Source organism: Enterobacter sp. RHBSTW-00175 (genome assembly GCF_013927005.1).
Taxonomy (GTDB): Bacteria; Pseudomonadota; Gammaproteobacteria; order Enterobacterales; family Enterobacteriaceae; genus Enterobacter.
This window is the reverse complement of the sequence record NZ_CP055930.1, coordinates 3963969-3977481: the sequence shown is the minus strand read 5'-3', so window position 1 is coordinate 3977481 and position 13513 is coordinate 3963969. Positions and strand designations below refer to the sequence as shown.

Sequence of the window (13513 nt, the reverse complement as noted above, 5' to 3'; positions counted from 1 at the left end):
AAAAACCCTGCGATATTGCTATCGCAGGGTTTTCGAATTTGGCGGAAGCGTAGAGATTCGAACTCTAGAACCCTTTCGGGTCGCCGGTTTTCAAGACCGGTGCCTTCAACCGCTCGGCCACGCTTCCTAAGTGAGGCGAACTATAAACACCTCACTGCGCTCTGTAAAGTGTGATTGCTTCCGTTCGCTTCAAAAATAGCCAAAACGTGTTTAATCGGTTGAATAGACAACGCATTGGCCATTTTATCAGCACAACGTACCCGCTCACGCCTAGTGTTTTTTGATGTACATATCTTTGGTGTAGTAGTAGCCCAACTTGTCTGGCGTAAAACCACCCACCCACGGCTTGACCAGGTGCGTACGGACATAGTGATAGACCGGGATCGCCGGCACATCACGCCCTAACAGATCTTCCGCCTGCTGGTAGAATTGCCCGCGCTCTTGCGTGGTTTTCGCTTTCGCTGCGTTCACCAGCGCCTGATCGTAATCCGGGTTGCTGTACTGGCTGGTGTTTTCACTGTCGCCGGTACGGAAGTTGTTCAGGAAGGTTGCGGCATCGTCGTAATCGGCAATCCACGCATAGCGCACCGCATCAAAGTTGTGGGTGTGCATGGTGTCCAGCATGGTTTTCCACTCCTGGTTTTGCAGCTTCGCTTCCACGCCGAGGTTTTTCTTCCACATGGAGCTGGCAGCAATCGCAATACGCTGGTGCGATTCAGAGGTGTTATAGAGCAGGTTAAAGCTCAGCGGGTGGCTGGCGTTGAACCCGGCCTCTTCCAGCAGTTTTTTCGCCTCAGCAATACGTTTGTCCATCGGCCAGCTGGCGTAATCCGGGGTTTTCAGTGTAACACCACCGATATCTGGCTGGCTGATAAGCCACGCCGGGCGTTGCCCCTGCCCTAACACTTTGTCGGCAATGATGTCTTTATCCAGCGCCATGTTTAGCGCTTTACGCACGCGCACATCGTTAAACGGTGGCCGGGTGGTGTTGAATTCGTAGTAATAAGTTGCCAGCTGCGGAGAGACATCCAGCTCTGTACCCATGGTTTTTTTCAGCTGGGCAAACTGGTTGATTGGCACCGTATAAACGATGTCGATCTCTCCGGCTTTATAGCGGTTCACATCAGCGGCTTCAGAGGTGATTGGCAGATAGGTGACCTTGTTGATAACGGTATGCGCGTTATCCCAGTAGCGCGGGTTACGCTCAGCGACAATCCGCTCATTGACCACCCACTGTGACAGCTTGTAGGCCCCACTGGTGACGAGGTGCTCTGGCTTGGTCCACTTCTCGCCAAAGCGATTAATCAGCACCTTATCAACCGGTACCATCGACGGGTGCGCCAGCATGGCAAGGAAGGCGGCGTTTGGCTGGGTGAGCGTCACTTCCAGGGTGGTATCGTTAACGGCTTTCACCCCAAGTGTGTCGGGTGCCTGTTTGCCCTGAGCGATGGCGGCAGCATTCACAATATGCATATTGCCCGGGTAACTGGCGTAGGGTGAGGCGGTCTTCGGATCAACCAGACGCTGCCAGCTCCACACGACATCCTGCGCGGTAATGGCAGTTCCATCGCTCCACGTAATGCCCGGGCGCAGATGGAATGTCCAGACGGTGTTGTCTTTGTTCTCCCACTTATCTGCCAGCCGCGGCTGGATTTCACCCGTAGGGGAGACACTCACCAGCCCTTCGAATAAATCGCTGAGAATATTGAATTCGACATCGCTTTCGACTTTGTGCGGATCGAGTGATGCCGGTTCGTTACCATTATTCCTGACCAGTTCCTGTTTCTCTGCCAGCTGTGTTCCTGCTGGCACGTTAGCCGCCTGGCTTGCCGTGCTTGCGCACAGGATGCCTGCGGTTAACAAAGAAAGTGTAAAGTTAGTGCGTGATTGTGATTTCATGTCCTTCGCCTTATTGTCTGTTTTATGACGATCCGGGAATTACTCTTAGCGTTCAGGCTGTAATAACGCAATATTTTTCAGTAACCTATAAGAGGTTGATCTGAATAAATTCGCCATACCACTCTTCATGCTGAAGAAACGAATTTTTGCGGTATAAACAACCAACACTGGCGCTAACGCGTTGAGTAAAGATGGGTAAAACCGCTTTGTAACTGGCGTCCTGTTTTCTATTCTTGCCGTTAATTACATCTGTCATAAGAGAGTGACTCATGGATCGTATTATTAGTTCTTCACGCGACCGCACATCGCTACTCAGCACCCACAAGGTGCTGCGCAATACTTATTTCATGCTCAGCCTGACGCTGGCGTTTTCTGCGATCACCGCAACCGCCAGCACCCTTCTGATGCTGCCGTCACCGGGCCTGATCCTGACGCTGGTGGGAATGTATGGTCTGATGTTCCTGACCTACAAAACCGCGGATAAGCCAGTAGGTATCCTGTCTGCGTTCGCCTTTACCGGCTTCCTGGGCTACATCCTGGGGCCAATGCTGAATGCCTATCTGTCTGCAGGCATGGGTGACCTTATCGGTCTGGCGCTGGGCGGTACTGCACTGGTGTTCTTCTGCTGCTCGGCTTACGTTCTGACCACGCGCAAGGACATGTCCTTCCTCGGCGGGATGCTGATGGCGGGTATCGTGGTGGTACTGGTAGGTATGGTGGCAAACATCTTCCTGCAACTGCCTGCCCTGCACCTGGCAATCAGCGCGGTGTTTATCCTGATTTCCTCTGGCGCGATCCTGATGGAAACCAGCAACATTATTCGCGGTGGTGAGACGAACTACATCCGCGCGACCGTGAGCCTGTATGTGTCGCTGTACAACATCTTCGTCAGCCTGTTGAGCATCCTGGGCTTCGCCAGCCGCGATTAACCAACGGTGCGTTGAACCGGGCCCCGCTTATGCGGGGCTTTGTTTTTTTTGGTACACTGCGCAGGTTTTTGACTGACGTGTGAATGATTATGTTGAGCTTTGAAGGTAAAGAGATAGAAACCGACGCCGACGGTTATCTGAAAGAGAGCAGCCAGTGGAGCGAAGCGCTGGCAGAAGTGATTGCGCAGAAAGAGGCCATCACCCTGTCGCCAGAACACTGGGAAGTGGTGCGTTTTGTGCGTGAATTCTACCTGGAATTCAACACCTCTCCGGCTATCCGGATGCTGGTTAAGGCGATGGCGAACAAATTCGGCGAAGAGAAAGGCAACAGCCGTTACCTGTATCGTCTCTTCCCGAAAGGCCCGGCAAAACAGGCGACAAAAATCGCCGGTCTGCCCAAGCCTGTGAAGTGTATTTAATAGCGAATACCAAAGTTAACGTATTCCCGGCCGGGTTGATGCGGCTCCGTCAACACCTTATCAACCCGTGCGCTGCGCGGCCCGCCCGCTTTTAACCACGCCACCAGCCGCTCTACCTGTTCCGCTTCACCGCAAGCTACCACTTCGACGCTGCCGTCATCCATATTACGCGCGTATCCGGTAAGCCCTAGCTGGACGGCCTCTCGCTGGGTGCTGTAGCGGAAGCCCACGCCCTGAACGGTGCCGTGAACCCAGGCAATAGTGCAGACTTTTGACATCTTCCTTCCCCTTATCCGTCTGGCGCGTTGCATTTCCTCACTGAACTCGGGAAAATGGCGGCCATTTCATTGGAATCGACAGAATAGCAAATTATGAGTGTACGTTTAGTGTTAGCCAAAGGGCGCGAGAAGTCATTACTGCGCCGCCATCCCTGGGTCTTTTCTGGCGCAGTAACCCGCATGGAAGGCAAAGCCAGCCTCGGTGAAACCATCGATATCGTTGATCATCAGGGGAAATGGTTAGCGCGTGGCGCATACTCGCCTGCATCACAGATCCGCGCGCGCGTCTGGACCTTTGATAAAGACGAAACCATCGACATTGCGTTCTTTACCCGCCGCCTGCAACAGGCACAGCAGTGGCGCGAGTGGCTGGCAAAACGCGACGGGCTGGACAGCTATCGTCTGATTGCCGGGGAATCTGACGGACTGCCGGGCATCACTATCGACCGTTTTGGTGATTTCCTGGTGCTGCAATTGCTGAGCGCGGGCGCTGAGTATCAGCGTGCAGCCCTAATTAGCGCGCTGCAAAACCTGTTCCCTGAATGCGCCATTTACGACCGCAGCGATGTTGCCGTACGTAAGAAAGAAGGTCTGGAGCTGACGCAAGGCCCGGTAACGGGTGAACTGCCACCTGCCCTGCTACCTATTGAAGAACACGGTATGAAGCTGCTGGTTGATATCCAGGGTGGGCACAAAACCGGGTATTACCTCGACCAGCGCGATAGCCGCCTGGCCACGCGCCAGTACGTTGAGAACAAACGCGTGCTGAACTGTTTCTCCTACACCGGTGGTTTCGCGGTTTCTGCGCTGATGGGCGGCTGTGCTCAGGTGGTGAGCGTGGATACATCGCAGGAAGCGCTGGATGTGGCAAAACAGAACGTCGAGCTGAATAAGCTGGATCTGAGCAAAGCGGAGTTCGTGCGCGATGACGTGTTCAAACTGCTGCGTAAATATCGCGATCAGGGCGAGAAGTTTGACGTTATCGTGATGGACCCACCGAAATTCGTCGAGAACAAAAGCCAGCTGATGGGTGCCTGCCGCGGCTATAAAGACATCAACATGCTGGCTATCCAGCTGTTGAACCCGGGTGGCGTTCTGCTGACATTCTCCTGTTCTGGCCTGATGACGACAGATTTATTTCAGAAAATCATCGCCGATGCCGCTATAGATGCTGGCCGTGATGTACAATTTATAGAGCAGTTCCGTCAGGCGGCCGATCATCCGGTGATCGCTACCTACCCGGAAGGGCTGTATCTGAAAGGGTTTGCCTGTCGCGTCATGTAACTTGAAAAGAGAAATATTGCCCACACCTTAAGTGTATGTAATGTTTCCCGGGAGGTGACTATGATTGCCAGCAAATTCGGTATCGGCCAGCAGGTCCGCCACACCTTACTGGGCTATTTGGGTGTGGTCGTGGATATCGACCCGGAGTATTCCCTTGATGAACCGTCAGCTGATGAGCTGGCGGTCGACGCAGAGCTTCGCGTTGCCCCCTGGTATCATGTGGTGATGGAAGATGATGATGGGCAGCCTGTCCATACCTATCTTGCCGAAGCGCAGCTTAGCGGCGAACTTCAGGATGAGCATCCCGAGCAACCCACGATGGATGAGCTTGCCCGGACCATTCGCAAACAGCTACAGGCCCCTCGCCTGCGCAACTAAGCGTGAAAAAAAAGCCCGATACCGGGCTTTTTTTATTACTTCGCCAGCCCCAGACGGGGAATTTCGATTGCCGGACATCTGTCCATGACCACCGCCAGGCCGGCTTCACGCGCCAGCACCGCCGCCTGTTCATTGATGACGCCAAGTTGCATCCACAGCGTTTTCGCGCCGATAGCAATCGCTTCCTGAGCAACGCCCCATGCCGCTTCTGAGTTGCGGAAAACATCCACCATATCCACTTTTTCCGGCACATCGGCCAGGGTAGCGTAACCCTGTTGCCCCAGCAGTGATTTCCCCGCGACTTTTGGCGATACCGGAATAACGTGGTAGCCCTGGTCCAGGAGATACTTCATCACCCGATAGCTTGGGCGGTCGGGTTTATCACTCGCCCCCACCAGTGCAATGGTTCGGGTCGATGTCAGAATGTCAGCAATATCGTTCTCTTTCATGGTCTTCCTCCTGGCTTTTTTCAAAGTGTACGTCAAAGGGGACATCGCAACCATCTATCCCATACAGATGTATGAGGGCAAAACCGCAGAATATGTCTATATGTTAGTAAACATGATTCTCGAAAAATTTAGATACATTATTAAGAAATAGCATTTTCCACAGGAGCACCCTATGAAAACCGGCATTGCCTCTGCTCTGATTGCATTAGTTATGCCGGTTTGCGTCTTTGCAACAACGCTACGGCTCTCCACCGACATTGACCTGCTGGTGCTTGACGGCAAAAAAGTCTCCAGCTCGCTTCTTCGCGGTGCTGACAGTATTGAACTGGATAACGGGCAACACCAGCTTGTTTTCCGGGTAGAAAAGACGATCCGCGTGGCGAATCATGAACAGCGTATGTATATCTCACCGCCGCTGATTGTCAGTTTTAACACCCAGCGGATTAGCCAGGTCAACTTTAACTTACCCCGTCTGGAGACCGAAAAAGAGGCCCAGGCTTTTGAATCGGGGCCGCGCCTTGAGCTGCTGGATGGCGATGCCATGCCTATCCCCGTGAAGCTGGATATTCTGGCACTCACCAAAACACCGAAAGGCATTGATTATGAGGCGGATACGGAAATCTATAATAAAGCGGGCAAACGCGCGTCGCTGCCTCAGTTTGCTACCATGATGGCGGATGACAGCACGCTTTTGTCGGGCGTATCCGAACTGGACGTGATCCCACCTCAGTCGCAGACGCTCACCGAACAACGCCTTAAATTCTGGTTCCAGCAGGCCGATCCCGATACGCGGGCCCGGTTTCTGCAATGGGCAAAACAACAACCTTCGTCGTAACCCACATTTTTTTGCCCTTTCTCTTGCAGCATCAGGCGCTTCCCGTCATCTTGTAGCCAGTTAACCCTGACGGAAAAGATTATGGAACTGACAACACGCACGCTTCCTGCCCGCAAACACATTGCGTTGGTGGCGCACGATCACTGCAAACAAATGCTGCTGAACTGGGTACGCCGCCATCAGCCAATGCTGGAAAACCACACCCTCTCAGCAACGGGTACGACCGGCAACCTTATCCACCGTGAAACCGGGTTAGAGGTTCAAGCCATGCTGAGTGGCCCAATGGGCGGCGACCAGCAGGTTGGGGCACAAATTTCGGAAGGTAAAATTGACGTACTGATTTTCTTCTGGGATCCGCTGAATGCCGTCCCGCACGACCCGGATGTTAAAGCGCTGCTGCGTCTTGCAACAGTATGGAATATTCCGGTTGCGACTAACCTGTCCACAGCAGACTTTATTATTGAATCGCCGCAGTTCAGCTCCCCTGTCGATATTCTGATCCCGGATTATCAGCGCTATCTTGCCGAAAGACTGAAGTGAATGTTATGCCGGGTGGCGACTACGCCTTACCCGGCCTGCAAAACCCTGCCTCCCGTTACGGCTTCTTCGCAACCGGTACATCAATACTCTTCAGAATATCGACAAACGTTGAGGGTTCATTTTTATTGAACAGCAGCCATACACGGTGGCGGGCGCGGGTTAACGCGACATACAGCAGACGGCGCTCTTCAGCATCCGGGAAATCTTCCGGTACTGGCAACAGGGCTTGCTCCATCACTGATTCGCGCGCCGGGGCCGGGAAGCCATCATTGCCGTCTTTTAACCCCACCACAATCACGTAATCGGCCTGCTGCCCTTTACTGGCATGGATGGTCATAAAATCGAGCTGTAGCTTGGGCCAGCGGGTAGCCGCTTTTTCCAGCGCGGCCGGTTTGAGGTGGTGATAACGCGCCAGCACCAGAATGCGCTCTTCAGGTTTCGCATAGCCGCTCAGTTTATCCAGCAGAGGCTCCAGCTGTTCTTCCGCCAGCAAGGTGACGGCTTTTTTATCCCCCGGTGTCAGGCTGTTAAGCGGTTTGGCCAGTTGATGTGGGTTTTGCTGGATGAATCGATTGGCGATTTCGCCGATTCGCGAGTTGAAACGATAGGTGGTGTCCAGATCGCTGCGATCTCCCTCACCAAAATAGTGATGGAACGCGGTGGTCAGTGACAACTGTGCACCGCTGAAGCGATAGATTGCCTGCCAGTCATCGCCAACGGCAAACAGTGACGTGTGTTTATTTTGCGCCCGAAGCGCTGAAAGAAGCGCGGCACGCTGGGGTGAGATGTCCTGGAACTCATCCACAAGGATATGTTTCCACGGACTCACAAAGCGGCCTTTTTCCAGAATGATAATGGCCTGATGGATAAGCCCTGAAAAATCGACCGCATTTTCGTCTTTCAGCGCCGTTTTCCAGGCTTTCAGCAGCGGGGCCATCAGTTTGACCCGTTTCGTAAAGAGCGCGCGGATCTCTTCCGGGGCACTTTCAATCATTTCTGCCTGAGACCCGCCGTGCATCCGCAAAAGGCTTACCCAGCGGTCGAGGCGAGAGCCCAGGCGACACGCCAGTTTTTCATCCTGCCAGAAACTGCCTTCCGGCACGTCCCAGTTAAGTTCTTCTTCCAGCCACTGGCGCCAGCCTTTTGCCTGGGCTTTTTTCTCGCTGCATTGCTGCTGCCAGGTCTTAATAAATAGCGACTGGCGGGCCTGCGTGTCGTTCTCAAGCTTGCTGATCGAAGGAACCTTTTTGCTCCCCTGCTGGATAATGTGTAACGCAAGGGCATGGAAGGTTCTGGCGGTAATATCCTGTGTGCGCAGGCGTTCCTGAATGCGCTCGTCCATCTCCTGCGCGGCTTTACGACCAAACGCCAGCAGCAAAATCTGGTCGGCCACCGCTTCGCCTGTGGTCAGGAGCCAGCCCGCCCGCGCCACCAGCACCGACGTTTTACCGCTCCCTGCCCCGGCAAGCACCAGCAGGGAGTGTTCACCATTTACCACCGCGCGCGCCTGGGCCGGATTCAGTGGTGAGGATTCAATGTTGCTGAAGAAATCGGCGTACTTCGTGAGCATGGTGTCCGTCCATGCCTGGTTATGGGCAAGCCGACTTTTATCAATATCGGTAAGCCATGCCTGACACTGCCGCCAGGCATCGCGGCAATTATCAAACTCATCCAGACGGGAAACCGGCAACGGCAGTGCCGAAAGCGCCACTTTAATCTTTTGCTGCAAACCGGCGGTTTGCTGGCGCGTCAGCCACTTTTGTTGTGCACTGCTTTGTGCAATATCATCAAGAACCTGCTGCAACACCTGCGCAGCAACGGTGCTCATCTCGTCGCTCCACTGGCGCCAGAGGCTATTCAGATGATGATGGAAGCGTTGCGTTTCCGCCCATTCAGTGCCGTGGAGGCGAACCACCTTTTCGGCAGGCAACACAAACTCAAGCTCGCCCCAGACCAGCCCGCGCTTGCAGTGGATAGCTAAAAGCTGATTAAACGGAATGAGATATTCGTGGCGTTCGCCAGAGACTTTTACCCCTGCATTCAGAAGGACAACCTTATCGTAAGGATGTTGAGCCAGGCGCTTGCCCAGTGAAGTTGCTTTCAGTTCCATGTCCTGCCTGATCCACGAAGAGATAATTTACCTGACAGTTTAACTGCCAGTTTTAAGGTGCTCCAGCCTAAAAAAACGTTACAATCACTAAGCGTTAATCATATCGAAAGGAACTGAGGGTTTATGCGTACCGTTCTGAATATTCTTAATTTTGTCCTTGGCGGTTTTGCCACCACTCTTTCCTGGCTTATTGCCACGCTGGTGAGCATCGTGCTCATTTTTACCCTTCCGCTGACGCGCTCCTGCTGGGAAATCACCCGGCTGTCGCTTTTTCCTTATGGTAACGAGGCTGTACACGTCGACGAACTGAACCCGGAAAGCAAAAACGTCCTGATGAATACAGGCGGTACTGTGCTTAACATCCTGTGGCTGATTTTCTTTGGCTGGTGGCTGTGTCTGATGCACATCTTCGCAGGTATTGCTCAGTGCATCACAATTATTGGCATTCCTGTCGGGATCGCCAATTTCAAAATCGCTGCCATCGCCTTGTGGCCAGTCGGGCGCAGGGTTGTTCCGGTTGAAGTGGCGCAAGCCGCGCGCGAAGCAAACGCCCGCCGTCGTTTTCAGTAATTAAGGACAGGCCGCGCTCATGCTAAGCCCATTGATTCGCCGCTACACATGGAACAGCACCTGGCTGTATAACGTCAGGATTTTTATCGCACTTTGCGGTACGGTCGCCCTGCCGTGGTGGTTAAACGACGTTAAGCTCACTATCCCGCTGACCCTGGGCGTTGTTGCCGGAGCGCTGGCAGACCTCGACGATCGCCTGGCTGGGCGACTGCGTAATCTGGTTATCACTCTTATCTGTTTTTTCATTGCCTCAGCATCCGTTGAACTGCTGTTCCCATGGCCATGGCTATTTGCGTTAGGTCTGACGCTTTCAACCAGTGGATTTATTCTTCTGGGCGGGCTTGGTCAGCGCTATGCCACCATTGCGTTTGGCGCATTGCTGATTGCTATCTACACCATGCTGGGCGTATCGCTTTACGATCAATGGTATCAGCAGCCCGTTCTGCTGCTGCTTGGCGCTATCTGGTATAACCTGCTGACGCTTACCGGACATCTCATTTTTCCGGTTCGCGCTTTACAGGATAACCTCGCCCGCAGCTATGAACAGCTGGCGCATTATCTGGAGCTGAAATCCCGTTTATTTGACCCGGATATTGAAGAAGAAAGCCAGGCGCCACTTTACGATCTGGCGCTGGCAAACGGCCAACTGGTCGCAACCTTAAACCAGACCAAAGCCAGCCTTCTTACGCGGTTACGCGGCGATCGCGGTCAGCGAGGAACGCGCCGGACTTTGCATTACTATTTTGCCGCCCAGGATATCCACGAGCGTGCCAGTTCATCGCATGTGCAATATGCAGCCCTGCGGGAAAAGTTTCGCTACAGCGATGTTATGTTCCGTTTTCAGCGGCTACTTTCAATGCAATCCCAGGCGTGTCAGCAGCTGTCCCGCTCCATTTTACTGCGCACGCCGTATCAGCATGATCCACGCTTTGAACGCGCGTTTAGCCACCTTGATGCAGCGCTTGATCGCGTGCAGGCCAGCGGGACATCCCCGGAGCAGATAAAAGCGCTGGGTTTCTTACTCAATAACCTGCGGGCGATAGACGCGCAACTGGCCACCATTGAGTCTGAACAAGCCTTGGCGATGCCGAACAATGACGCTGATAACCAGCTTGCCGATGACAGCCTTCACGGCTTTAGCGATATGTGGTTACGGCTGAGCCGTAACTTTACCCCAGAATCGGCTCTCTTCCGCCACGCCGTAAGAATGTCGCTGGTGCTGTGCGTCGGTTACGCGTTTATCCAGATAACCGGCTTGCATCATGGCTACTGGATATTGCTGACCAGCCTGTTTGTTTGCCAGCCAAACTATAACGCCACCCGCCACCGGCTCGCGTTGCGTATTATTGGTACCCTGGTGGGTGTCGCAATCGGCCTTCCGGTACTTTACTTTGTCCCGTCCATTGAAGGGCAGCTTGTCCTTATCGTGATAACCGGCGTGTTGTTCTTTGCATTTCGCAATGTGCAATACGCGCACGCCACGATGTTTATCACCTTACTGGTATTGCTGTGCTTTAACCTGCTTGGCGAAGGGTTTGAAGTCGCCCTTCCCCGCGTTATTGATACGCTGATCGGCTGTGCCATTGCCTGGGCTGCAGTCAGTTTTATCTGGCCGGACTGGCGTTTTCGTAATCTGCCGCGCGTGCTGGACAGGGCTATGAATGCTAACTGCCGATACCTGGATGCCATTCTTGAGCAATATCACCAGGGTCGTGATAACCGTCTGGCCTATCGCATCGCCCGCCGTGATGCGCATAACCGCGATGCGGAGCTTGCATCGGTGGTATCGAACATGTCAACGGAACCTGGCGCTACGGCAGAAATCCGTGAAACCGCCTTTCGTCTGCTGTGCCTGAACCATACCTTTACCAGCTATATTTCTACGCTGGGCGCTCACCGAGAAAGGTTAAGTAATCCGGGTATTCTGGGATTGCTGGATGATGCCGTTTGCTATGTCGACGATGCACTTCACCACCGTCCAGCCGATGAACCCCGTGTTCGGCAGGCCCTGGATGAACTCGCCCAGCGTATCGCCCATCTTGATCCTGGTACCGACAGCAAAGCCCCGCTGGTTCTTCAGCAAGTTGGCCTGCTTATTGCTCTGCTGCCGGAAATTTGTCGCCTACAACAACTGATTGCTACATGGCGGAACGATTCTCCGCAGGCTCTGGCAACGCGTTAAACCATTCCGTGAGTTCCCGGCGAATCTCTGCCGGGAGCGCCGCTTCATGCAGCCCTTCTATTGCACCTTCAAGCGCAAAAAGCACTTTAATCCCAAGTTGTTTATTTTGAACTCTGATTTTCAGCCAACTCGCTTTTGCCCCCAGTTCCCGTAACATTTCTTCGTTGGTGATCCCGACTTCAAAAAGCAGAACCTCAATCTGGAAAGTGAGATTGGGCAGGTCTTTAAGCCGGTTGCGCTGATAGCGCTGATATCGCTCCCGCCTGGCCGCCTCAAGCGCAAAAGAGGAAAGCTGGAGTAGTGTCCCCCTGTCCTGCCACAACCCGTCATCAACCCGGAAGTAGTTAAGCAGCACTGGCCGACCCCGTTTCAGAAGGGTCAAAAAAGAGGAGGCGTGTTTCACATAGTAGGTAGCGCTTTGCTCACAGGCGCGCAGATAGAGTTCCCCATCAGACACCATGGCAAATACGGCGTTATCGACCGCCAGGGTATAGCCACCAAAGAGTGCGCGGTGATGAATATCACCCAGTTCTGAAAGGTATTCCTGGGATTTATAAATCCGTTCATAAGATATCTTTTTCATGATATTTCCCTTAAAAATCATACTGTAAAGAGGCTAATTCTTACTAACGGATCCGTTAGCAGGAAAATAGGCAACTTATCGCCAGTGAGCAAGATGAATTTTCTTTAGGGGCCGATCATGAGCAAAATTTGCGAGTCGCTTTCCGAAAATGAGGTTGATCTTTATGCATACAGGGGTTACTGTATATTCATACAGTAACTACAGGGCTGGAATGAATATGTACACTTCAGGCTACGCAAATCGCTCAACATCTTTCTCTTCTACCGCAAGCAATGTCGCTAAGAAATCCGTCGGGAGCGTGTCGACAGGTCTTATCAGTGAAGTGATTTATCGAGAAGACCAGCCCCTATTAACCCAACTTTTATTACTTCCTTTATTACAACAGCTTGGCCAGCAGTCGCGCTGGCAGCTCTGGCTGACGCCACAACAAAAACTGAGCCGTGAATGGGTTCAGTCCGCAGGATTGCCGCTGACAAAGGTCATGCAGATTAACCAACTCTCACCTTGTGATACGGTCGAGTCGATGATCCGTGCATTACGTACCGGAAATTACAGTGTCGTGATCGGGTGGTTACCAGACGAACTGACGGAAGAAGAACATTTTCGACTGACTGAAGCAGCCGAGGAAGGTAACGCCATCGGTTTTATTATGCGTCCGGTTCATCCAGATTCTTACCGCAGAGGACAACTTTCTGGGCTAAAAATTCACTCGAATTTGTATCATTGAGTAAATTTAGGAGTTTTCCTGGAATTTTTTTCGACCACAAGATGTGGAAATAGTTCCATGCGTTAAATCTGCGGAAAGGCTTGTCTGGTGCGGTTCCCGTTAATTTTACTGCACAATTTCCATACAAAAAATGTTAAATATTAGGTATACGGAACTTTTTTTTTCATATGCCTGACGGAGTTCACACTTGTAAGTTTCTAGCTACGTTGTAGACTTTACATCGCCAGGGGTGCTCGGCCTAAGCCGAAGATATCGGTAGATTTATATTTGACCACGCCCCCCGGTGAAGGATTTAACCGTGATTTCTCGTCGGAGATCTTCATGGCAAAT

14 protein-coding genes and 1 tRNA gene are annotated in these 13513 nt (G+C 52.8%); 9 read left to right on the top strand and 6 right to left on the bottom strand.

Annotated elements, in window-relative coordinates; all coding sequences use genetic code 11:
- Positions 1-39: 39 nt before the first annotated feature.
- Both HV107_RS18935 and HV107_RS18930 read right to left on the bottom strand, forming a co-directional pair.
- Positions 40-127, bottom strand: a tRNA-Ser gene (locus HV107_RS18935).
- Positions 128-270: 143 nt separating this feature from the next.
- Positions 271-1899: an ABC transporter substrate-binding protein gene (locus HV107_RS18930; protein ID WP_182060350.1), complete on the bottom strand. Its 1629-nt coding sequence runs from the start codon at positions 1897-1899 to the stop codon at positions 271-273.
- Positions 1900-2168: 269 nt separating this feature from the next.
- Between HV107_RS18930 and yccA the strand changes: the two genes are divergently transcribed.
- Together yccA and tusE are read left to right on the top strand one after the other, a co-directional pair.
- Positions 2169-2828, top strand: coding sequence for an FtsH protease modulator YccA (gene yccA, locus HV107_RS18925; protein ID WP_182060349.1), 660 nt, complete (start codon positions 2169-2171; stop codon positions 2826-2828).
- Between the two features lie 89 nt (positions 2829-2917).
- On the top strand, positions 2918-3247 hold the full coding sequence (gene tusE, locus HV107_RS18920; RefSeq protein WP_182063546.1) for a sulfurtransferase TusE: 330 nt from the start codon (positions 2918-2920) through the stop codon (positions 3245-3247).
- On the opposite strand, the gene yccX is transcribed toward tusE, so the two are convergent.
- A complete protein-coding gene (yccX, locus tag HV107_RS18915; protein WP_182060348.1) occupies positions 3244-3525 on the bottom strand; it encodes an acylphosphatase in 282 nt (93 codons plus the stop codon). The genes tusE and yccX overlap by 4 nt on opposite strands.
- A 93-nt stretch (positions 3526-3618) precedes the next feature.
- On the opposite strand from yccX, the gene rlmI reads away from it, so the two are divergent.
- The gene (gene rlmI / locus HV107_RS18910; protein ID WP_182060347.1) at positions 3619-4809 is read left to right on the top strand and encodes a 23S rRNA (cytosine(1962)-C(5))-methyltransferase RlmI; all 1191 of its coding nucleotides are present in this window, start codon (positions 3619-3621) and stop codon (positions 4807-4809) included.
- Positions 4810-4869: 60 nt separating this feature from the next.
- On the top strand, positions 4870-5187 hold the full coding sequence (gene hspQ / locus HV107_RS18905; RefSeq protein WP_182060346.1) for a heat shock protein HspQ: 318 nt from the start codon (positions 4870-4872) through the stop codon (positions 5185-5187).
- Positions 5188-5222: 35 nt separating this feature from the next.
- Here the strand turns inward: hspQ and HV107_RS18900 are convergent, their stop codons facing one another.
- Positions 5223-5636: a CoA-binding protein gene (locus tag HV107_RS18900; protein WP_014069634.1), complete on the bottom strand. Its 414-nt coding sequence runs from the start codon at positions 5634-5636 to the stop codon at positions 5223-5225.
- Between the two features lie 172 nt (positions 5637-5808).
- Here HV107_RS18900 and csgI point away from each other — a divergent pair, with 172 nt between their 5' ends.
- Positions 5809-6471, top strand: coding sequence for a curli synthesis inhibitor (csgI, locus tag HV107_RS18895; protein WP_182060345.1), 663 nt, complete (start codon positions 5809-5811; stop codon positions 6469-6471).
- Between the two features lie 81 nt (positions 6472-6552).
- Positions 6553-7011: a methylglyoxal synthase gene (gene mgsA, locus HV107_RS18890; protein WP_182060344.1), complete on the top strand. Its 459-nt coding sequence runs from the start codon at positions 6553-6555 to the stop codon at positions 7009-7011.
- A 55-nt stretch (positions 7012-7066) separates the two neighbouring features.
- On the opposite strand, the gene helD is transcribed toward mgsA, so the two are convergent.
- On the bottom strand, positions 7067-9121 hold the full coding sequence (helD, locus tag HV107_RS18885; RefSeq protein WP_182060343.1) for a DNA helicase IV: 2055 nt from the start codon (positions 9119-9121) through the stop codon (positions 7067-7069).
- Positions 9122-9244: 123 nt separating this feature from the next.
- Here helD and HV107_RS18880 point away from each other — a divergent pair, with 123 nt between their 5' ends.
- Both HV107_RS18880 and yccS read left to right on the top strand, forming a co-directional pair.
- Positions 9245-9691 (top strand): YccF domain-containing protein, encoded by a 447-nt coding sequence (locus HV107_RS18880; RefSeq protein WP_182060342.1) that lies wholly within the window; start codon positions 9245-9247, stop codon positions 9689-9691.
- A 19-nt stretch (positions 9692-9710) separates the two neighbouring features.
- Entirely contained in the window at positions 9711-11873 is a 2163-nt protein-coding gene (gene yccS / locus HV107_RS18875; RefSeq protein ID WP_182060341.1) for a YccS family putative transporter, read from the top strand.
- Here the strand turns inward: yccS and HV107_RS18870 are convergent.
- Positions 11830-12456, bottom strand: coding sequence for a TfoX/Sxy family DNA transformation protein (locus HV107_RS18870; RefSeq protein ID WP_182060340.1), 627 nt, complete (start codon positions 12454-12456; stop codon positions 11830-11832). The two genes, yccS and HV107_RS18870, sit on opposite strands and share 44 nt — an antisense overlap.
- A gap of 217 nt (positions 12457-12673) precedes the next feature.
- Between HV107_RS18870 and sulA the strand changes: the two genes are divergently transcribed.
- The gene (gene sulA / locus HV107_RS18865; protein ID WP_182060339.1) at positions 12674-13183 is read left to right on the top strand and encodes an SOS-induced cell division inhibitor SulA; all 510 of its coding nucleotides are present in this window, start codon (positions 12674-12676) and stop codon (positions 13181-13183) included.
- The last annotated feature ends 330 nt before the right edge of the window (positions 13184-13513 follow it).